We start from the raw sequence: 20075 nt of genomic DNA on the forward strand, positions 1-20075 counted from the left end.
CGCTACGGTATGACAAGGCTATGCCGCCTGTCAAACCGTCAGCACTTCCTTTTCCTTTTCAGCAACCAGCTTGTCGATTTCCGCAACGAAGCGATCGGTCAGTTTCTGCACGTCGTCCTGGGCGCGCCGCTCGTCATCCTCGGAGATTGCCTTGTCCTTGAGCAGCCGTTTCAGGCCCTCATTGGCGTCACGGCGGATATTGCGCACGGCGATCTTCGCGTCTTCGGCCTCGGTCTTGACCAGCTTGACCATTTCCTTGCGGCGCTCTTCCGTCAGCGGCGGCGTCGGCACGCGGATCAGGTCGCCCTGGGTGGCCGGATTCAGGCCCAGGTCGGACTCGCGGATCGCCTTTTCGATGGCGCCCACCATTTTCTTTTCCCATGGCTGGACGCCGATGGTGCGGGCGTCGATCAGGGTGATGTTGGCAACCTGGCTCAACTGGGTCGGATTGCCGTAGTAGTCCACCTTCACATGATCGAGGATGCCGGCGTGGGCGCGGCCGGTACGCACCTTGGCCAGGTCGGCCTTGAGCGTCTCGATCGACTTGTTCATCTTCTGTTCGGTACTTTTCTTGACGTCGGCGACAGTCATGCTGCTCTCCTGTTATTCACAAATGTTGGAGTTCGTATGCTCGTATTAAACATGCACCAGGGTGCCCTCGTCGTCACCCATCACGATGCGGCTCAGCGCACCGGGCTTGACGATGGAAAACACCCGGATCGGAAGCTTCTGGTCGCGGCACAGCGCAAAGGCGGTGGCGTCCATCACCTGCAGGTGCTTGGAAATGGCCTCGTCGAAGCTGATGCTCGCATAACGCGTGGCGGAAGCATCCTTGTTCGGGTCGGCGCTGTAGACGCCGTCAACCTTGGTTGCCTTCAGGACAACCTCGGCGCCGATTTCCGAGCCGCGCAGCGCGGCGGCGGTATCTGTGGTGAAGAACGGGTTGCCGGTGCCGGCGGCGAAGATCACCACCTTGCCCTCTTCCAGATACTGCAGCGCCTTGGGCCGCACGTAGGGCTCCACGACCTGCTCGATGCTGATGGCCGACATCACGCGCGCGGTCATGCCGAACTGCCGCATCGCGTCTGCCAGGGCCAGGGAATTCATCACGGTGGCCAGCATGCCCATGTAATCGGCGGTGGCGCGGTCCATGCCCTGCGCGCCGGGTGCGACGCCGCGGAAGATATTGCCGCCGCCAATCACGATGGCAAGCTCGACACCCATTTTGACGACTTCGGAAACATCGGCCACCATGCGCTCGATCGTGGCGCGGTTGATGCCGTAGGAGTCGTCACCCATCAGGGCTTCACCGGAAAGCTTGAGGAGAACGCGCTTGTACGCTGGTTGGGTCATGAAATGGCTCCTTATGGTGATCCGGTTTTGCTTGAATGCAATATACCGCCCGGATAGCTGCTTGATGGTGCGACATTTTACAGCGATGAAGCAAGAGCCCGGGCGCGGTGCGGCGACATGGGCGCCGCACCTTGAAAAAAACGGGCCTTTCGGCCCGCTTGCTGATTACGCCTGCTTGGCGGCTGCCACCTGGGCAGCCACTTCGGCCGCGAAGTCATCCTGCTTCTTCTCGATGCCTTCACCAACGATGAACATCACGAACGATTTGATCGTGGTGTTATTGGCCTTGAGCATCTGCTCGACGGTCTGCTTGTCGTTCTTCACGAACGGCTGGGCCAGCAGCGACACTTCCTTCAGGAACTTCTGCACCGAACCTTCGACCATCTTGGCGGCGATATCGGCCGGCTTGCCGGACTCGGCAGCCTTCAGGGAGGCAACCGAACGCTCGCGCTCGATCAGTTCGGCCGGCACCTGGTCGGACGACAACGACACCGGCTTCATTGCGGCGATGTGCATGGCCACGTCCTTGGCGACCTGCTCGTCGGCGCCGTCATATTCGACCATCACGCCGATGCGGGTGCCGTGCAGGTAGGACACCAGCTTGGAGCCGCTGTCGAAACGCTTGAAGCGGCGGAACGACATGTTCTCGCCGATGCGGCCCACCAGCTCGGTGCGCTGCTCTTCCAGGGTTTTGCCGTCCAGCTGCAGCGCGCCCATCGCGGCGACGTCGGCCGGATTGCCTTCCGCCACCAGGCGGGCAGCTTCGGAAGCCATTTTCAGGAAGTCGTCGTTCTTGGTCACGAAGTCGGTTTCGCAGTTGACTTCCACCAGCGCGCCAACGGTGCCCTGGATATAAGCGGCAACCACGCCTTCGGCGGTGATGCGGGAAGCGGCCTTGGAAGCCTTGCTGCCCAGCTTGACGCGCAGGATCTCTTCCGCCTTGACCGGATCGCCGCCGGCTTCGGTCAGGGCCTTCTTGCATTCCATCATCGGTGCATCGGTCTTGGCGCGCAGTTCGCCTACCATTGCTGCTGTAATTGTGGCCATCGTATTCTCCTTGCTGATCGGCTGCCGCTCGGGCCTGCCGGATCGAAATTGTGGGGATTCAGCTCGAAAAAAAGGGGCGAACGGATGTTGCCCCTTTTCTATTCACCCGCGGACGCTGCCGCGGGCAGAGGCGTATTATGCCTGCTCGTTGACTTCGACGAATTCGTCGCCGGCATCGCTCTTGATGGACTCGACCAGCTCGCTGGCGGCGCTGTCGCGGCCTTCGAGGATCGCGTCGGCAACGCCGCGTGCGTACAGTGCGATGGCTTTCGAGGAGTCGTCGTTGCCTGGGATGACGTAAGCCACGCCGTCCGGGGAGTGGTTGGTATCAACCACGCCGATGACCGGGATGCCCAGCTTGGCGGCTTCGGTGACGGCGCCCTTGTGGTAGCCGACGTCGATGACGAAGATGGCGTCAGGAATGCCGTTCATGTCCTTGATGCCGCCGATGGACTTCTGCAGCTTTTCCATTTCGCGGCTGAACATCAGCCCTTCCTTCTTCGACAGCTTCTCGACCGAACCGTCTTCGATGGCCTGCTCCATTTCCTTCAGGCGCTTGATCGAGGTCTTGATGGTCTTGAAGTTGGTCAGCATGCCGCCCAGCCAGCGCTGGTCAACGTAAGGCACGCCTGCGCGCTGGGCTTCCTGGGCAACCAGGTCGCGCGACTGGCGCTTGGTGCCAACCATCAGAATGGTGCCGCGGTTGGCCGACAACTGGCGAATGTACTTCATCGCCTCGTTGTACTTGGACAGCGTCACTTCCAGGTTGACGATATGAATCTTGTTGCGATGACCGAAAATGAACGGGGCCATCTTGGGGTTCCAGAAGCGGGTTTGGTGACCGAAATGGACACCGGCTTCCAGCATTTCACGCATGGTGACAGACATGTTTGCTCCAGGGTTGGGTCTGGAATCCGGCCAGTGACCCATATAGGGCACCCTTGTGGACCGGATTCGCGATTTAAAAAGAATTGTCGATTGATGACTGGCCCGACGCTGCGCCGGCAATTGCCGGCTCGGCTTGACTTCAGGCAAGACAATCAAAGGAACCCGAGATTCTACCCCAAATTGCCCTGCCCTTTCAAGTCTGCTTTCGCCCTCCCGGGCGAACGCCGGGCCGGTGGTCTATAATTGCCGATTCCAGCGCTTCTGCCGCACTGCGGCAATTCCTTCCGGACTTTCCCGACTATGCCTATCACCATCAAGACTGAAGAGGACATTCGCGGCATGCGCGTGGCCGGCCGGCTGGCCGCCGAAGTTCTCGACTACATCACGCCCTTCGTCAAGCCGGGCGTGACCACTGCCGAACTGGACCGCCTCTGCCATGAATACATGACCAATGTGCAGGGCAGCATTCCGGCGCCGCTCAACTACTGCCCGCCGGGCTACACGCCTTATCCGAAAGCGATCTGCACCTCGGTCAACGACGTGATCTGCCACGGCATTCCCGGCGACAAGGTGCTGAAGAATGGCGACGCGGTCAATATCGACGTCACCATCATCAAGGATGGCTACCACGGCGACACCAGCCGGATGTTCTACGCCGGCCAGCCGTCTATCCTGGCCAAGCGCCTGGGCGACATCACCTACGAATGCATGTGGCTGGGCATCTCGAAGATCAAGCCGGGCGCGCACCTCGGCGACATCGGCTACGTCATTCAGCAGCATGCGGAAAAGGCCGGCTACAGCGTGGTGCGGGAGTTCTGCGGCCACGGCATCGGCAAGATATTCCATGAAGAGCCGCAGGTGCTGCACTATGGCCGTCCCGGCACGCTGGAAAAGCTGGAAGCCGGGATGATCTTTACCGTCGAGCCGATGATCAATGCCGGCCGCCGCGATATCCGCGAGATGGGCGACGGCTGGACCATCAAGACCAAGGACCGCAGCCTGTCGGCGCAATGGGAGCACACGGTGCTGGTGACCGAGACCGGCTACGAAGTGCTTACCGTGTCGCCGGGCATGCCGGCGCCGCCGGCCTTCATCATCAAAAACGCCAGCCAGGCGGAAACGGCCTGATCGATGAACACGCTGGTGCTGCCCCTGAAGGAGGAGCTCAAGTCCGGGCGCCAGAATGAGATCGTCTCGTACGAAGCCCACGGCAAGCCGGAACGGCTGACCACGGCGCTGCGGCAGCTGGTGGACCGGGTGCTAACCCAGGCATGGCGCGCCTGCGGCATGCCCGAGAAAAGCGCGCTGGTGGCCGTGGGCGGCTACGGCCGGGGCGAACTGTTCCCCTATTCCGACGTCGACGTGCTGATCCTGCTGGCCGCACCGCCCGATGCCCAGGAGCAGGCGCAGCTGGAGGAAATGGTGCAGTTGCTGTGGGACCTGGGCCTGGAAATCGGGCACAGCATCCGCACGGTGGAGGAATGCCTGAGCGAATCCGCTGCCGACATCACGGTGCAGACCAGCCTGCTGGAAGCGCGTCTCGTCACCGGCAACCGCGCGCTGTTCGGCGAGCTGGTGGCGCAATGCCGGCAGGCGATGGATGCACAGGCCTTCTTCGAGGCCAAGATCCTGGAACTGCACCAGCGCCATGCGAAGTACGAGGACACGCCCTACAGCCTGGAGCCGAACTGCAAGGAAAGTCCAGGCGGCCTGCGCGACCTGCAGGTCATCCTGTGGGTGGCCAAGGCGGCCGGGCTGGGCGACTCGTGGCGCAAGCTGGCCGAACGCGGCCTGATCACGCCTACCGAGGCGCGCCAGCTGACGCAGAAGGAACGCGCCTTCAAGGACATCCGCATCCGCCTGCATATCCATGCCAGGCGGCGCGAGGACAGGCTGGTGTTCGACGTGCAGACGCCGATCGCGCAGTCGCTTGGCTTCCAGAACACCGAGACGCGGCGCGCCAGCGAATACCTGATGCAGCGCTATTACTGGGCGGCCAAGGCGGTCACCCAGCTCAATACCATCCTGCTGCAGAACATCGAGGCGCAGCTGTTCCCGCAGTCGACCTGTCCGCTGGCGATCAACCCGCGCTTCAATGAAGTCAATGGCCTGATCGACATCGCCCGCGACGACCTGTTTTCCGAGACGCCCTCGGCGATGCTGGAAATTTTCCTGCTGATGGAACAGCGACCGTCGCTGCGCGGCATGACGGCGCGCACGCTGCGCGCCCTGTGGCATGAGCGCTTCGGCATCGACCGCGATTTCCGGCGCGACCCGGCCAACCGCGCGCTGTTCCTGGAGATCCTGAAGGCGCCGGAAGGCATCACTCATGCGCTGCGACGCATGAACCAGCTGAGCATACTCGGCCGCTATCTGCCCAACTTCCGGCGCATCGTCGGCCAGATGCAGCACGACCTGTTCCACGTCTACACCGTGGACCAGCACATCCTGATGGTGGCGCGCAACCTGCGCCGCTTCACGATGTCCGAACATGCGCATGAATACCCGTTCTGCAGCCAGCTGATGGCCAACTTCGCCCAGCCCTGGCTGCTCTACATCACCGCCCTGTTCCACGATATCGCCAAGGGACGCGGCGGCGACCATTCCAGGCTGGGCATGGTCGATGCGCGCCGCTTCTGCCGCGACCATGCGCTGTCGGACGCCGACACCGAGCTGGTGGTGTTCCTGGTCGAGCATCATCTGTCGATGTCGCAGGTGGCGCAGAAGCAGGACCTGTCGGACCCGGACGTGATCCGCGATTTCGCCGCGCTGGTGAAGGACGAACGCCACCTGACGGCGCTGTACCTGCTGACCGTGGCCGACATCCGCGGCACCAGCCCCAAGGTCTGGAACGCCTGGAAGGGCAAGCTGCTGGAAGACCTGTACCGGATGACGCTGCGGGTGCTGGGCGGCGAGGCGCCGTCGGCCGACCGCGAACTGAAGAACCGGCAGGAAGAGGCATTGAAGACGCTGCGCCTGTACGGCCTGCCGGCGCAGGCCCACGACGCGCTGTGGAACCAGCTCGACGTCGCCTACTTCCTGCGCCACGACGCCTCCGACATCGCCTGGCAGACGCGCATGCTGTACAACCGCATCAACAGCAGCGTGCCGGTGGTGAAAAGCCGGCTCGCGCCGATCGGCGAAGGCCTGCAGGTGACGGTGTATGTGAAGGACCAGCCCGATCTCTTCGTGCGCATCTGCAGCTATTTCGAGCGCAAAAACTTCAGCATCCTGGATGCGAAGATCCATACCACCCGCAACGGCTATGCGCTCGACACCTTTCTCGTGACCGAACCTGCGTTCGCCAACAACTACCGCGACATCATCAACCTGATCGAGCACGAGCTGGGCCAGTCCCTGTCGAGCAGCCAGCCCCTGCCGCCGCCGCGCAAGGGACGGCTGTCGCGGCTGTCGCGCACCTTTCCGTTTACGCCGACGGTCGATCTGCGGCCGGACGAGCGCGGCCAGTATTACCTGCTGTCGGTCTCGGCCAGCGACCGCAACGGCCTGCTCTACGCCATCGCCAACGTGCTGGCCAAGTACCGTGTCAATCTGCATACCGCCAAGATCATGACGCTGGGCGAGCGGGTGGAAGACGTGTTCCTGGTCGATGGCCCGGTGCTGCAGCATGCGCGCAGCCAGATCCAGCTGGAGCGCGAACTGCTGGACGCGCTGCATACCTGATTCCGATTTCCTTAACGATTGCTTCTGATTCACATGACTGAACCGCTACGCCTGTCCAAACGCATGTCCGAACTGGGCCTGTGCTCCCGCCGCGAGGCCGACGAATGGATTGCCCGCGGCTGGGTGCGGGTGGATGGCGTGGTCGTCTCCGAACTCGGCAGCAAGGTGCTGCCGCACCAGAAGGTGACGGTGGAGCGCCAGGCCGCCGCCGAGCAGTCCAAGCGGGTGACGGTGCTGGTGCACAAGCCGGTCGGCTATGTCAGCGGCCAGGCCGAAGACGGCTACCGGCCGGCGCTGGTGCTAGTGACGCCGGAAAACCGCTGGGAGGAAGACCGCGCACCGCTGCGCTTTCATCCGACCCAGCTGCGCAGCCTGGTGCCAGCCGGACGGCTCGACATCGACTCGACGGGTCTGCTGGTGCTGACGCAGGACGGGCGCGTGGCCAAGCAGCTCATCGGCGAAGACAGCGCGGTGGAAAAGGAATACCTGGTGCGGGTGGAGTACACCCGGCCGGGGCGCCTGCCCGACAGCGACCTGAAACGCCTGAATTACGGCCTGACGCTGGACGGCAAGAAACTCAAGCCGGCGCAGGTGCGCTGGCAGAATGAAGACCAGCTGCGCTTCGTGCTGCGCGAAGGCAAGAAGCGCCAGATCCGCCGCATGTGCGACATGGTCGGCCTGAAGGTGCTGGGCCTGAAGCGGGTACGGATAGGCGGCGTTACGCTGGGCGACCTGCCGCCGGGCCAGTGGCGCTATCTGGGCGCCGACGAGCGTTTCTGACGGCCGGTTGCCGACCTGTCAGAGGCGAATCCTCGCCCTGTTCATCCGAGCAGCTGCGCGAGGGAGAAGGCGGAACGGTCGCGGGATGACTGCGCGGCCCGGCGCTTCTTCACCTGCGCAATTTCGCGCTGGATCACTGCCAGCGCGTCCTGGTTGAGCACGATCTCGAAGTGATTGCAGGCGATATCCACCAACTGGATATCGTCGCGGTGGCGCATCGAGTCCTGGGTCACCACGCCGTCATTGGCCGCCAGCATGAACGGCGAGGCGCCGGCGGTGCTGACCAGGTTGGTCCAGGGCACATTGAGCGCAATCTGCTTGCCCTCGAGAATTGGCGCGCTGCGCGGGCGGATATCCTTGAGCACCTGGCTGAAAGGGAGCAGGCAGGCAACCATCTCCGCCGCCTCGCTGCCGCCGTAAGGTGTGCTCATCGTCACGCCGCCCAGTACCTGCTCGCCCAGTTCCGCCGCCAGGTGCAGCGCATGGATGCCGCCCAGGGAGTGCGCGATGAAGAACAGGTCTGGCATGTCCGCCAGGCGTTCCAGCATCCTGGCGTGATTGCTGTAGAAGCCGTGGGCGCTGTCGTATTCGAGCAGGATGTCGTTATGGCCGGAAAGCTTGCTGCGGATAAAGTTAAAGCTGTCGGCGGTGGCGTGGTTGCCGTGTATGTACACAAGATTCATCGGTGTCCTTATCGGCGGCGCCCAGGCGCAAGGTTGCGCAGAGGCGGGTTGATCACCATAAGGCGACAGTCTATGCTGCATCGCAGCATGCTGCCAATGCCGATTTGGAATGTCTGGTATCGCCGACACGTAATCCATCAAGAAAGCGGCAAAAAAGACTATTTTGCCGGGACGGATGTTTGTCAGTCGTCGTCAGCGTCGCTCAGGCCGGGAAACAGGACGTCCGTATAGCCAAAGCGGGTGAAGTCACGCACCCGCATCGGGTACAGGATGCCGGCGAGGTGGTCGCATTCATGCTGGACCACCCGGGCATGGAAGCCGTCGACTTCGCGCCGGATCGGCGCGCCGTGCTGGTCAACCCCCTCGTAACGCAGCTGCGTCCAGCGCGGCACCACGCCGCGCAGGCCAGGCACCGACAGGCAACCTTCCCAATCCTCATTGGTTTCCTGCGACAGCGGCGTCAGCACCGGGTTGATCAGCACGGTTTCAGGCACCGGCGCGGCATCCGGATAGCGCAGGTTCTGCTTGAAGCCGAAAATCACCAGCTGCAGATTGACGCCGATCTGCGGCGCGGCCAGGCCGGCGCCGTTGGCGGCGTACATCGTGTCGAACATGTCGGCGATCAGCTCCCGCATCGCCGGCGTATCGAACTCGGTGACCCGCTCGGCCTGACGCAGCAGCCGCGGATCTCCCATTTTCAATATTTCACGGACCGTCATTGTCTGCTCTGCAGGTATTCGGCCAGGGCCGGGCCGGTTTCGGGATGACGCAGTCCCATTTCCACGGTGGCCTTCAGATAGCCCAGCTTGGAGCCGCAATCGAAGCGCTGGCCGCGGTAGCGATAGGCCAGCACCGATTCGCGCTGCATCAGCGCGGCGATGCCGTCGGTCAACTGGATTTCGCCGCCAGCGCCCTTGCCCAGGTTTTCGATGCACTCGAAGATCCGGTTGGAGAGCACGTAACGGCCCACCACCGCCAGCGTCGACGGCGCGCTGTCGGGGTCGGGCTTCTCGACGATGGCATTGACGCGCTCCAGCCCCGGCTGGTATTCGGTGGCGCTGACAATGCCGTACTGCCGGGTATCGGCGCGCGGTACGTCCTGCACCGCCAGCACGCTCAGCCCTTCCCGCTCATAGACTTCCGTCATTTGCGCCATCACCGACTTTTCGCCCTCGGGCACATCCATGAAGTCGTCGGCCAGCAGCACGGCAAACGGCTCGGTGCCGACCACCGGCTTGGCGCACAGCACCGCATGCCCCAGGCCCAATGGCTGGGACTGGCGGATGAAGATGCAGTTCACATGCTTGGGAATCACATTGCGCACCAGGTCCAGCAGCTGCTTCTTGCCTGCCGCTTCCAGCTCGGTTTCCAGCTCGTAAGCCTTGTCGAAATGGTCTTCAATGGCGCGCTTGTTGCGGCCGGTGATGAATACCATTTCAGTGATGCCGGCGGCGACCGCTTCTTCCACTGCGTACTGGATCAGCGGCTTGTCGACGATGGGCAGCATTTCCTTGGGCTGCGCCTTGGTGGCGGGAAGGAAACGGCTGCCGAGTCCGGCAACGGGAAAGACAGCCTTGGTGATTTTTCTCATGCTTCGCTTTCTTTGGTCTGATGCAGCATTTCCAGCAATGCTGCTTCATCGATCACAGGAACACCCAGCGTCTCCGCTTTTGCCAGCTTGCTGCCGGCATCGTCGCCGGCCACCAGGTAACTGGTCTTTTTGGATACGGAACCGGCCACCTTGCCGCCGGCGCCCTCGATCCGTTCCGCTGCTTCGTCACGGCCCATGGTAGGCAAGGTTCCGGTCAGCACGAAGGTCAGCCCGGCCAGCGGCTTGGGACGGGCTTCCGAGGCGCCCTCTTCCCAGTGCACGCCATTGGCCCGCAACTGCTCGATCAGCTCGACATTCATCGGGTCGGCCAGGAACTGCAGTATAGAACGGGCGACAACCGGCCCGACATCGGCAACATCCAGCAATTGCACTTCATCAGCTTTCAACAGCGCATCAATTCCACCGAAATGCCTGGCCAGCTCCTTGGCGGTCGACTCGCCGACATGACGGATGCCGAGCGCAAAGATGAAGCGCGCCAGCGTGGTCGACTTCGATTTCTCGATTGCCTTGATCACGTTGCCGGCCGACTTGTCGGCCATGCGGTCCAGGCTGGCCAGCGAGGTCAGGCCCAGCCGGTAGAAGTCGGCCGCTGTGGTGACCACATTGCGGTCGACCAGCTGTTCGACCAGCTGGTCGCCCAGGCCCTCGATATCCATCGCGCGGCGCGACACGAAATGCAGCAGGCCGCCCTTGCGCTGCGCCGGGCACTTGACCCAGCCGCCGGAACAGCGTGCCACCGCCTCCTCCTCGGGACGCACGATGGGCGAGGAACAGACCGGGCACAGCGCCGGCATCACGAACGGCCGGGCGTCGGCCGGGCGCAGTTCCGGCACGAAGGACACGACTTCCGGGATCACGTCGCCGGCCCGCCGCACGATGACGGTGTCGCCGATCTGGATATCCTTGCGCCGCACCTCGTCCTCGTTGTGCAGGGTGGCATTGGTGACGGTCACGCCGCCGACCAGCACCGGGGCCAGCCTGGCCACCGGCGTCAGCGCGCCGGTGCGGCCCACCTGGACGCCTATGTCCTGCACGATGGTCATCGCTTCCTCGGCCGGGAACTTGTGGGCCAGCGCAAAGCGCGGCGCGCGCGACACGAAACCGAGCTGTGCCTGCTGGGCGACCGGGTTGACCTTGTACACCACGCCATCGATCTCGTAGGCCAGCTGTGCCCGGCGCAGGCCGATGTCGCGATAGAAGGTCAGCAGCCCTTCGGCGCCGAGAGCCACCCGCCGCTCTGCCGCGACCGGGATGCCGATCTGCGCATACCAGTCCAGCAGCGCCGCATGCGACTGCGGCAGCTCGGCGCCTTCCAGCACGCCGATGCCATAGGCGAAGAAGCGCAGCGAGCGCTGCGCCGTGATGCGCGGATCGAGCTGGCGCAGGCTGCCGGCGGCGGCGTTGCGCGGATTGGCGAATTCACGCTGGCCGGCATCGCGCTGGCGCGCATTGAGCTTGGCGAAATCGCTTTTGAACATCAGCACTTCGCCGCGGATGTCGATGATCGCCGGCGGATTGTCCATCTGCAGCCGCAGCGGAATCGCGCGCACGGTGCGGATGTTGGCGGTCACGTTTTCGCCGGTGGTGCCGTCGCCGCGGGTCGCCGCCTGCACCAGCAAGCCGTTCTCGTAACGCAGATTGATGGCCAGTCCGTCGAACTTGAGCTCGCAGTTGTATTCGACCTCGGTTTCCGACTTCAGCGCTTCCCGCACGCGGCGGTCGAAGTTGACGATGTCGTCGTCGCGAAAGCCATTGTTAATCGACAGCATCGGTGCGGAATGGCGCACCTGCTCGAACTGCGGCAGCGGTGCGCCGCCGACCCGCTGGGTGGGCGAGTCGCTGGTGATCAGTTCGGGATGCGCCTGTTCCAGCGCCTGCAGCTGGCGGAACAGGCGGTCGTATTCGGCGTCCGGGATGGTGGGGTTGTCGAGGACGTAATAGGCGTGGTTGTGGCGGGCAATCTCGGCGCGCAGGCGCGCCGCCCGCTCCAGCGCATCGGGCGGCGTGGCGGTGGAATCGTGTGGCATGGGTCAGGCAAAGAGTCGCAGCGCGCGCGTCGATCCGGCAGGAATTTCAGAGCTTTCCATCTCGGCATAGAACGCGTGCACCTGGGATGCTATTTCTTCCAGGGTGGCATCGGACAGGGCTTGGTTGGAGTCGTCGACCACGGTGCCGTCGAGGCGCGCGGCGAGCGACTTGGCGCAGGAGATCATCGCGCCATAGCCATCGCGGGCGGCGGCCACCAGGGCGACATCAAGCAGCAGCGTCAGCCGGGACGTGGTTTCGTCGCCGCCGCTGGCGTTGGTCGAAATGGAAAACAGCACGCCGCCGTCGCCGTCGGGCATCACCAGCCTGCCGTCCGGGCGCAGGTCGAAGCCCTGGCGCGCCAGCGCGGCCAGCAGCGTGCTGATCTGCCAGGGCGCGCGGTTGGACTGGACGTTGACGCTCAGTTGCGCGCCATACTCGGCAACGAATTGATGCAGGCCGCGCGCAATTGACACGATGCGCGACATGTCAGGCACGTCGCACTCGGCGCCGAGCTCGTCGGCCACCTGGCGCAGCCGGCTGACGAACTCGGAATATTCGATCTCGTTCAATGCCGAGGTGCGGCTGGCGAGCTGGATGCCGGCCTGCAGCATGGTGTAGGTGCGGCCATGCGCAATCGCTTCCCAGCGGCCGTCGTCGGCCAGGCCGATGAAATGCACCGGCTTGTTGCCGACGTGGCGCAGCGTATGGACGATGGGCAGCACGCGGTCGCCGCGCAGCGGCGACTCCAGGCCGAGGCCGATGGTGCAGTCGATCAGTTGGTCGACCGGCAGGTCATGGCGCGGCGCATGCAGCACCGTTTCCTCCATGGCGCTGGGTTCATGCTGCGGCACGGGCGCTGCTTCCGCTGCCGCTGCGGCCGGGTCGTCGGCCGCGGCGCCGGCGGGCATCGCCGATGGGGCATATTCCGGCTCGGCCTGCTGTTCCGGCTGCGCCGCCGCCGCGCCGAAACCCGGCTCCACCCGCTCGTGCGGCGCCGCATCCCCATGCATCAGCACGTCGTGCTGGTCATCCGCAAAAGCCCGCTCTACAGTCTTGCGGGTCTTGTATTCCTGCCATTTGTTATAGGAAAACACGCCCACGACAATGGCGCCGCCGATGGCGATCAGACTGGCTTGTAAATCGGTCATGCAGCTGCCTTCAGGGCATGCGAAACGCCGGCCGGGGCCTGCGCCGTGCGGTCTCGGTTGCTGGCCCACGCGGGGGATACGAATCGGGTCATTATTGGTTCCAGAAAGTCGACGGGCTGTAGCGTTTTCCACGCTTTCGTAGCAGGGATAAGCCGCTTGAGCGCGGCCGGGGCGTCAACCGCGCTAGGGTAAGTGTTCGTATGTCAAGTTGTCAAGCCGATGCAAGGGCGCCATCCGGCCGCCAATTCCCTGTTCCATCAGAAATTTAGCGATGAATCCGGCCGCAGAAAACGTTGACAACAATCAATACAATTTGTCGTTTTGACCATAGAATGAATTCCTGGCAACTGGCCCGCGCTTTTTGCCCAAAAGAAAAATCCGGACAACCGTCACGCCCATCCAGAGAGGAAATCATGTCTGACGTCAAATCGCTGAAATTACACGAGCTGACCATGTTGCCGCTCAATCCGATCAAGGCCATGGTGCGGCGCTGGTGGTGGAAGCGGGCCGAGTCGCATTACCTCATCTGCGCCGACGTGGAGCAGGACCGCATGCGCGAAGCCCAGCAGAATGCCGCCTACTTCCAGAAGAAAGCCGCGCTCGCCCGCTCCCAGTGGCTGGGCATGCACTGAGGCCGGCTTCATTTCCCCTGTCAAGCCGCCCGCGCTTCGGTGGCGAAGCCCGCGGCTGCTTCCATGTCCACTGCCACGATGCGCGACACGCCCTGTTCCTGCATGGTCACCCCGATCAGCTGCTGCGCCATTTCCATGGCGATCCGGTTGTGCGAGATGAACAGGAACTGGGTCTGTGAAGACATGCGCTGCACCATCTTGCAGAAGCGCTCGGTGTTGGCATCGTCCAGCGGCGCATCGACCTCGTCGAGCAAGCAGAACGGCGCCGGATTGAGCTGAAACATCGAGAACACCAGCGCCGTCGCCGTCAGCGCCTTTTCGCCGCCCGACAGCAGGTGGATCGTCGCGTTCTTCTTGCCCGGCGGCTGCGCCATCACCTGCACGCCGGCGTCCAGGATTTCCTCCCCCGTCATGATCAGGCGCGCATTGCCGCCGCCAAACAGCACCGGGAACAGCTCGCCGAAGTGATGATTGACCTTGTCGAAGGTGTCCTGCAGCAGGTCGCGGGTTTCCTTGTCGATCTTGTGGATCGCGTCTTCCAGCGTGGCGATGGCCTCGGCCAGGTCGGCGGTCTGCTCGTCCAGAAACTGCTTGCGCTCGGAGGCCTGCGCCAGTTCGTCCAGCGCGGCCAGGTTCACCGGGCCGAGCGCGGCGATGGCGTTGGTCAGGCGCGTCACCTCGCCCTGCAGCCAGGATGGCTTCACATCGCCGTCCAGCAGCGCGGCCAGGGCCGCCTCGTCGGCGCCGGCTTCGGCCAGGTGCTGCGCATACTGTTCCTGGTTCAGGCGCGCCGCCTGTTCCTTTAACTGCAGTTCCATGATGCGGTCGCGCTGCGGCTGCAAGCTGCGCTCGATCTGCATCCGCGCCTCTTCCAGGTGGCGCAGTTTCTGGGTCAGCTGGTCGAGCTCGTGACGGGCGTTGGCCAGCGCGCGCTCCTGCTGGCTGCGCCGCTCCAGCAGGTCCTGCAACCCGTCCTGCGCGGTCTGGTCGTCGAGGCCCGCGAGTTCGCTCTGGCCAGCCTGCATGCTGGCGTTGATCTGGACCACCTGCTCGGCGGCAGTGGCGATGCCGCGCCGCAGTTCCTCGATCCGGTTGCGATGGGTTTTTTCGGCGAACTGGGCTTCCTGCGCGGCCCGCTCAAGCTCGCGCAACCGGGCGCGCGCCTCGTTGAGCCGCTGTTCGCGCCCGATGTAGTCGTTCTGGCCTTCCTCGTGCCGCTCCTGCAGCTCGCCCAACTCGATATCGAGCTGCTCCAGCCGCGCCTCGGATTCGGCGCTGGCCTCCTGCTGCTCGGCTTCCTGCGCCGCGATTTCCGACAGGTCGCCGACGATCTGCGCATGGCGCTGGTCGTAGCGGGTCTGCACTTCGGTCTGCTTCATCAGGTCGATCTGCAGCGCGTGGGCGCCCTGCGTCAATGCATTGACCCGCTGCCGCAGCTCCTGCAGCCGCTGGGTCGCCTGCGTGAGTGCCGAGTCGGCACTGGCTGCCGCCGCGCGCGCTTCCTCGGCCAGCATCTGCTGCGCCCGCAACTGGCGCACGATATTCTCGATGTCCTGCTGGCGCGCCAGCATGCCGTCCTGCTCGGCATCGGCCGCATAGAAACGCACGCTGGAGCGGCTGACCAGGTGGCCTTCGCGGGTCAGCAGCATCGCGCCGGCCGGCAGCCTGTCGCGGCCGGCAAAGGCGCTGGCCGCGTCGTCGGCGACATAGACCTGGTGCAGCCAGTCCTGCATCAGCGCCCGCAGGCCGGGATCATTCACATGCAGCAGGCTCATCGCGCTTTTCAGGCCGGCAACGCCGTCGACGCGACTCTCCACCGCGTCGGCGGCGTACAGCGCCATCTTTCCCGGCGGCGGGTCGGCGAGGAAGCCCTGCGCCCAGTCGAGCTTCGACACTTCCAGCGCCGACGCCCGCTCGCGCAGCACCGATTCCAGCGCGGTTTCCCATCCGTGCTCGATCTGCAGCTTCTGCCACAGGCGCGGCAGCGTATCCAGGCCATGTTTCTTCAGCCAGGGCTGGACCTTGCCCTGCGATTGCACCCGCTCCTGCAGTTGCCGCAGCGCGTTCAGCCTGGCTTCGAGCTGGGCATTGGCCGCGTTTTCCGCATTGACCCGGGCCTGCGCCTCGCGCCGTGCCTGCTCCAGCGCCGGTTGCTGTTCCTGCGCCTGTTCCTGCAGCAGGCGCGCCTCTTCCAGCTGCGCCTGCTTTTCCTCCAGCTGTGCCCGCAGATTTTCCAGGTGGACGCCGTCGGGCTGATGCAGCCCCTGCTTTTCCTGCGTCAGCCGTTCGCGCCGGGCCGCCAGGCTGTTCAATATTTGGGACGCGTTGCGCTGCTGCGCCGCTTCCAGTTCGATGCGCTGCTGTGCCTGCAGGATGCGGGTGCGCGACTCGGCGCTTTTCGCCTGGGCGTCGCGCCAGGCCTGTTCCAGTTCGGGCAGCAACGCAGTCTGCTGCTCGGCCGACAGCTCGGCCTGCTCGACCCGGGCCGCGTGTTCCTCCAGCCCGATGTCGGCTTCGGCCAGGTCTTCCATCTGCTGGTCATGCTGGCGCTGCCACTGCTCGCGCTGGGTGGCCAGCGACGTCAGCTGGGATTGCAGCCGTCCGCGCGACTCGATCACGAAGCGGATCTGGGCTTCCAGTCCGCCAATCTCGGAATTGGTCTGGTACAGGTGGCCCTGGGCCTGGTGCATCCGGTCGCCGGCGGCATAGTGTCCCTGCCGCATCTGCTCCAGTTCGGCTTCCACATGGCGCAGCCTGGCGGTCTGCTGCTCCAGCTCCAGCTGCCCCAGTTCGATCTCGCGGAAATGCTTCTCCTGCTCGGCCTTGGCCTCATTGCGGCGCAGCAGCCACAACAGCTTCTGCTTCTGCGACTGGTCGGCCTGCATCTCGTGGAACTTGCGCGCCACCACCGCCTGCGCCTGCAGCTTGTCCAGGTTGGCATTGAGCTCGCGCAGGATGTCGTCGACGCGGGTCAGGTTCTCGCGCGTGTCGTGCAGGCGGTTTTCCGTCTCCCGCCGGCGTTCCTTGTATTTCGATACCCCGGCCGCCTCTTCCAGGAAAATCCGCAGGTCTTCCGGCCGGGCTTCGATGATGCGGGAGATCATGCCCTGGCCGATGATGGCGTAGGCGCGCGGGCCGAGGCCGGTGCCGAGAAAGATGTCCTGGATGTCGCGCCGGCGCACCGGCTGGTTGTTGATGTAATAACTGGAGGTGCCGTCCCGGGTCAGGGTGCGCTTGACCGCAATCTCCGCATACTGGCCCCACTGCCCCGCCGCCCTGGCATCGGCATTGTCGAACACCAGCTCGACCGATGCCCGTCCGGCCGGCTTGCGGTTGGTGCTGCCGTTGAAGATCACGTCCTGCATCGACTCGCCGCGCAGCTCCGAGGCCTTGGATTCGCCCAGCACCCAGCGCACCGCGTCGATGATGTTGGACTTGCCGCAACCGTTGGGGCCGACCACGCCCACCAGCTGGCCGGGAACCTGGAAATTGGTGGGATCGACGAAGGATTTGAAGCCGGATAATTTAATCGAGGTTAAGCGCACTTTTTGATTCTTCCAGACCGAATTGCATACACGGGAAAGCTTGCCCGGTGGGTGATGGCCGGCACGGGCGGCGCCAGCCGTCAGGCACGGGATGATACCACCGGGCGCCAGCGCTTCCGCGTTCAGGCAGGCGAATTGATTCCCCGTTTTTGGCCGGGACGGATGCGGCAACAGGCCGGCACGGAACTGAAGCCGATCCGGGCCCACGTAGTTGACGTCCCTTCAACAATCCACTCACCGAGCGAGGAACCATGCAGATCGATCCGAAAGACGTGTTGCCCATCAAGGAAGTACTCAAGGAATCGGGCCTTACCATAGCCGATGGCCAGGTCGAGAAAATTGTCGACGCGTTGAACAAGCTGCTGCAGTACAGCGATGACCTTGAAAAACAGAGCGAAGCCGAACTGGGCCCGGAAGAGTGGGCCAAGGTGAAGGCGGAAAGAGAGGAAACCGTCGCCAGGTTCAGCAATGACTTCACCGAAAAGCTGCAGAAAATTCTCGGCAGCATGGAGCCAACCGACAAACTATAATGCCGCCTTCATTTGCTTTTCTGGCCGGCATTCGTGAATCCACTCCTTGACAAGCTCCAGCCCTATCCCTTCGAGAAATTGCGCCGCCTGCTGGCCGACAGCCAGCCGGACGCGGCGCGCCGCCCCATCAGCCTCGGGATAGGCGAACCCAAGCATCCGACGCCGGACTTCATCCGGCAGGCGCTGGCCGACAACCTGGGCGGTCTGGCGGTCTACCCCAGCACGCCCGGCGGCGATCCGCTGCGCCAGGCCATCGCCGGCTGGCTGGAGCGGCGCTATGGATTGCCGGCGGTCGATGCGGCAACCCAGGTGCTGCCGGTCAATGGTTCGCGGGAGGCGCTGTTCGCGCTGGCCCAGGCCGTGATCGACCCGCGCGCCGATGCGCTGGTGATCTGTCCCAATCCGTTTTACCAAATCTACGAGGGCGCGGCGCTGCTGGCCGGCGCCACGCCGTGGTTCGTCAATTCCGACCCGGCGCGCAACTTCGCGCCCGACTTTTCCAGCGTGCCGGAAGAGGCCTGGAAGCGCGTGCAACTGCTCTATATCTGCTCGCCCGGCAACCCCACCGGCGCGGTGCTGTCGCTGGCCGACTGGCAAGAACTGTTCGACCTGTCCGACCGCTACGGTTTCATCATTGCCGCCGACGAGTGCTATTCCGAGATCTATTTCAAGGCGGAAGCGCCGCTGGGCAGCCTGGAGGCCGCGCACAAGCTGGGCCGCACCGGCTTTGAACGCCTGATCACCTTCTCCAGCCTGTCCAAGCGCTCCAACGTGCCCGGCATGCGTTCCGGCTTCGTCGCCGGCGACGCCGCGGTGCTCAAGCGCTTCCTGCTCTACCGCACCTACTGCGGCGGCGCGATGAGCCCGCCGGTGCAGGCCGCCTCGATCGCCGCCTGGAACGACGAAGCCCATGTAGAGGAGAACCGCGCCAAGTACGTCACCAAGTTCAACCAGGTCACGCCGCTGCTCAGGGAAGTGCTGGATGTGGAACTGCCGGATGCCGGCTTTTACCTGTGGGCGAAGGTCGACAAGCTGACGCAGATTTCGGATGTTGATTATGCGAAACGTCTTTATGCCGAATATAATGTGACGGTCCTGCCGGGCAGCTATCTGGCCCGCGAGGCGCACGGCATCAATCCCGGACAGAACCGCATCCGCATGGCGCTGGTGGCAGAGGTGGACGAATGCCTCGAAGCCGCGCACCGCATCGTCGAATTCACCGGCAAGCTCGCCAGCCGCTGAGCGCCGCAACCGCAAACCTCAACTCACCAAGCAAACAAGATGACCCAACAGCTGCAGCAACTCATCGATCAGGCATGGGAAGACCGTGCCAACATTTCCTCCAAGTCGGCGCCGGCCGAAGTCCGCGACGCCGTCGCCCATGTGCTGGAGCAGCTCGATGCCGGCACCCTGCGCGTGGCCGAGAAGGCCGGCGGCAGCTGGACCGTGAACCAGTGGATCAAGAAGGCGGTGCTGCTGTCGTTCCGCCTGGAAGACAACGTCGTGATGCCATCCGGCAGCCTGCAGTTCTACGACAAGGTGCCCAGCAAGTTCGAGAACTACAGCGCCGAAGACTTCGCCCGCGGCGGCTTCCGCGTGGTGCCGCCGGCCGTCGCGCGCCGCGGCAGCTTCATCGCCAAGAACGTGGTCCTGATGCCTTCCTACGTCAACATCGGCGCCTACGTCGATGAAGGCACCATGGTCGACACCTGGGCCACCGTCGGCTCCTGCGCCCAGATCGGCAAGAACGTCCACCTGTCGGGCGGCGTCGGCATCGGCGGCGTGCTCGAACCGATGCAGGCCAACCCCACCATCATCGAGGACAACTGCTTCATCGGCGCCCGCTCGGAAATCGTCGAAGGCGTGATCGTCGAGGAAAACTCGGTGATCTCGATGGGCGTCTACATCGGCCAGTCGACCAAGATCTACGACCGCGCCACCGGCGAAGTCAGCTACGGCCGCATCCCGGCCGGCTCGGTGGTGGTGTCGGGCAACCTGCCCTCCGCCGATGGCAAGTACAGCCTGTACTGCGCCGTCATCGTCAAGCGCGTGGACGCCAAGACCCGCGCCAAGACCGGCATCAACGAACTGCTGCGCGAAGCGTAATCAGTTCCCCGGCGCACGGGTCCGTCGCGGCCCGTGCCG

17 protein-coding genes are annotated in these 20075 nt (G+C 64.0%); 7 read left to right on the top strand and 10 right to left on the bottom strand.

The window, feature by feature from the left end; genetic code table 11:
* Positions 1 to 30: 30 nt before the first annotated feature.
* The 4 genes from frr to rpsB form a co-directional block, all read right to left on the bottom strand.
* On the bottom strand, positions 31 to 591 hold the full coding sequence (gene frr, locus ABC383_RS06535) for a ribosome recycling factor (RefSeq protein WP_194712078.1): 561 nt from the start codon (positions 589 to 591) through the stop codon (positions 31 to 33).
* 45 nt (positions 592 to 636) lie between these two features.
* A complete protein-coding gene (pyrH, locus tag ABC383_RS06540; RefSeq protein ID WP_194712077.1) occupies positions 637 to 1353 on the bottom strand; it encodes a UMP kinase in 717 nt (238 codons plus the stop codon).
* Positions 1354 to 1518: 165 nt separating this feature from the next.
* Complete coding sequence (gene tsf, locus ABC383_RS06545; protein WP_194712076.1) at positions 1519 to 2400, bottom strand: translation elongation factor Ts; 882 nt, start codon at positions 2398 to 2400, stop codon at positions 1519 to 1521.
* A 135-nt stretch (positions 2401 to 2535) separates the two neighbouring features.
* Positions 2536 to 3288, bottom strand: coding sequence for a 30S ribosomal protein S2 (rpsB, locus tag ABC383_RS06550; RefSeq protein ID WP_194712075.1), 753 nt, complete (start codon positions 3286 to 3288; stop codon positions 2536 to 2538).
* 300 nt (positions 3289 to 3588) lie between these two features.
* Here rpsB and map point away from each other — a divergent pair, with 300 nt between their 5' ends.
* From map to ABC383_RS06565, 3 genes are read left to right on the top strand one after another with little or no spacing between them, the layout of a single operon-like run.
* Entirely contained in the window at positions 3589 to 4416 is an 828-nt protein-coding gene (map, locus tag ABC383_RS06555) for a type I methionyl aminopeptidase (RefSeq protein ID WP_413012553.1), read from the top strand.
* A gap of 3 nt (positions 4417 to 4419) precedes the next feature.
* Positions 4420 to 6972, top strand: a complete 2553-nt coding sequence (locus ABC383_RS06560) for a [protein-PII] uridylyltransferase (RefSeq protein WP_413012554.1) — start codon at positions 4420 to 4422, stop codon at positions 6970 to 6972.
* A 33-nt stretch (positions 6973 to 7005) separates the two neighbouring features.
* A complete protein-coding gene (locus ABC383_RS06565) occupies positions 7006 to 7752 on the top strand; it encodes a pseudouridine synthase (RefSeq protein ID WP_413012555.1) in 747 nt (248 codons plus the stop codon).
* Between the two features lie 41 nt (positions 7753 to 7793).
* On the opposite strand, the gene ABC383_RS06570 is transcribed toward ABC383_RS06565, so the two are convergent.
* From ABC383_RS06570 to ABC383_RS06590, 5 genes are all read right to left on the bottom strand, one after another.
* Positions 7794 to 8435 (bottom strand): alpha/beta fold hydrolase, encoded by a 642-nt coding sequence (locus ABC383_RS06570; protein ID WP_413012556.1) that lies wholly within the window; start codon positions 8433 to 8435, stop codon positions 7794 to 7796.
* Between the two features lie 182 nt (positions 8436 to 8617).
* Positions 8618 to 9154, bottom strand: coding sequence for a peptide deformylase (def, locus tag ABC383_RS06575; protein ID WP_413012557.1), 537 nt, complete (start codon positions 9152 to 9154; stop codon positions 8618 to 8620).
* On the bottom strand, positions 9151 to 10026 hold the full coding sequence (galU, locus tag ABC383_RS06580; RefSeq protein ID WP_413012558.1) for a UTP--glucose-1-phosphate uridylyltransferase GalU: 876 nt from the start codon (positions 10024 to 10026) through the stop codon (positions 9151 to 9153). Before galU ends, def begins: the two co-directional genes overlap by 4 nt.
* Complete coding sequence (gene ligA / locus ABC383_RS06585; protein ID WP_413012559.1) at positions 10023 to 12074, bottom strand: NAD-dependent DNA ligase LigA; 2052 nt, start codon at positions 12072 to 12074, stop codon at positions 10023 to 10025. The genes galU and ligA overlap by 4 nt, the downstream gene beginning before the upstream one ends.
* A 3-nt stretch (positions 12075 to 12077) precedes the next feature.
* A complete protein-coding gene (locus ABC383_RS06590) occupies positions 12078 to 13223 on the bottom strand; it encodes a cell division protein ZipA C-terminal FtsZ-binding domain-containing protein (RefSeq protein WP_413012560.1) in 1146 nt (381 codons plus the stop codon).
* A 413-nt stretch (positions 13224 to 13636) separates the two neighbouring features.
* On the opposite strand from ABC383_RS06590, the gene ABC383_RS06595 reads away from it, so the two are divergent.
* Positions 13637 to 13855 (top strand): hypothetical protein, encoded by a 219-nt coding sequence (locus ABC383_RS06595; protein ID WP_194712066.1) that lies wholly within the window; start codon positions 13637 to 13639, stop codon positions 13853 to 13855.
* 20 nt (positions 13856 to 13875) lie between these two features.
* Here ABC383_RS06595 and smc read toward each other — a convergent pair whose 3' ends face one another.
* Entirely contained in the window at positions 13876 to 17400 is a 3525-nt protein-coding gene (gene smc, locus ABC383_RS06600; protein ID WP_413012561.1) for a chromosome segregation protein SMC, read from the bottom strand.
* 251 nt (positions 17401 to 17651) lie between these two features.
* Between smc and ABC383_RS06605 the strand changes: the two genes are divergently transcribed.
* The 3 genes from ABC383_RS06605 to dapD are packed head-to-tail and all read left to right on the top strand — an operon-like array spanning position 17652 to position 20036.
* Positions 17652 to 17930: a hypothetical protein gene (locus ABC383_RS06605; protein WP_413012562.1), complete on the top strand. Its 279-nt coding sequence runs from the start codon at positions 17652 to 17654 to the stop codon at positions 17928 to 17930.
* Between the two features lie 33 nt (positions 17931 to 17963).
* Complete coding sequence (gene dapC / locus ABC383_RS06610; RefSeq protein ID WP_413012563.1) at positions 17964 to 19172, top strand: succinyldiaminopimelate transaminase; 1209 nt, start codon at positions 17964 to 17966, stop codon at positions 19170 to 19172.
* A gap of 39 nt (positions 19173 to 19211) precedes the next feature.
* Positions 19212 to 20036 carry a 2,3,4,5-tetrahydropyridine-2,6-dicarboxylate N-succinyltransferase gene (gene dapD / locus ABC383_RS06615; protein WP_413012564.1) on the top strand — a complete coding sequence of 275 codons (825 nt, stop codon included), beginning with the start codon at positions 19212 to 19214 and terminating at the stop codon, positions 20034 to 20036.
* The last annotated feature ends 39 nt before the right edge of the window (positions 20037 to 20075 follow it).

The sequence above is a fragment of the Noviherbaspirillum phoenicis genome, assembly GCF_047237965.1.
In the GTDB taxonomy this organism is placed as follows: domain Bacteria; phylum Pseudomonadota; class Gammaproteobacteria; order Burkholderiales; family Burkholderiaceae_D; genus Noviherbaspirillum_A.

What these genes read in the sequence shown, in the direction of transcription:
- frr (WP_194712078.1), bottom strand. Translation starts at nt 591, where the DNA reads ATGACTGTCGCCGACGTCAAGAAAAGTACCGAACAGAAGATGAACAAG.
- pyrH (WP_194712077.1), bottom strand. Translation starts at nt 1,353, where the DNA reads ATGACCCAACCAGCGTACAAGCGCGTTCTCCTCAAGCTTTCCGGTGAA.
- tsf (WP_194712076.1), bottom strand. Translation starts at nt 2,400, where the DNA reads ATGGCCACAATTACAGCAGCAATGGTAGGCGAACTGCGCGCCAAGACC.
- rpsB (WP_194712075.1), bottom strand. Translation starts at nt 3,288, where the DNA reads ATGTCTGTCACCATGCGTGAAATGCTGGAAGCCGGTGTCCATTTCGGT.
- map (WP_413012553.1), top strand. Translation starts at nt 3,589, where the DNA reads ATGCCTATCACCATCAAGACTGAAGAGGACATTCGCGGCATGCGCGTG.
- ABC383_RS06560 (WP_413012554.1), top strand. Translation starts at nt 4,420, where the DNA reads ATGAACACGCTGGTGCTGCCCCTGAAGGAGGAGCTCAAGTCCGGGCGC.
- ABC383_RS06565 (WP_413012555.1), top strand. Translation starts at nt 7,006, where the DNA reads ATGACTGAACCGCTACGCCTGTCCAAACGCATGTCCGAACTGGGCCTG.
- ABC383_RS06570 (WP_413012556.1), bottom strand. Translation starts at nt 8,435, where the DNA reads ATGAATCTTGTGTACATACACGGCAACCACGCCACCGCCGACAGCTTT.
- def (WP_413012557.1), bottom strand. Translation starts at nt 9,154, where the DNA reads ATGACGGTCCGTGAAATATTGAAAATGGGAGATCCGCGGCTGCTGCGT.
- galU (WP_413012558.1), bottom strand. Translation starts at nt 10,026, where the DNA reads ATGAGAAAAATCACCAAGGCTGTCTTTCCCGTTGCCGGACTCGGCAGC.
- ligA (WP_413012559.1), bottom strand. Translation starts at nt 12,074, where the DNA reads ATGCCACACGATTCCACCGCCACGCCGCCCGATGCGCTGGAGCGGGCG.
- ABC383_RS06590 (WP_413012560.1), bottom strand. Translation starts at nt 13,223, where the DNA reads ATGACCGATTTACAAGCCAGTCTGATCGCCATCGGCGGCGCCATTGTC.
- ABC383_RS06595 (WP_194712066.1), top strand. Translation starts at nt 13,637, where the DNA reads ATGTCTGACGTCAAATCGCTGAAATTACACGAGCTGACCATGTTGCCG.
- ABC383_RS06605 (WP_413012562.1), top strand. Translation starts at nt 17,652, where the DNA reads ATGCAGATCGATCCGAAAGACGTGTTGCCCATCAAGGAAGTACTCAAG.
- dapD (WP_413012564.1), top strand. Translation starts at nt 19,212, where the DNA reads ATGACCCAACAGCTGCAGCAACTCATCGATCAGGCATGGGAAGACCGT.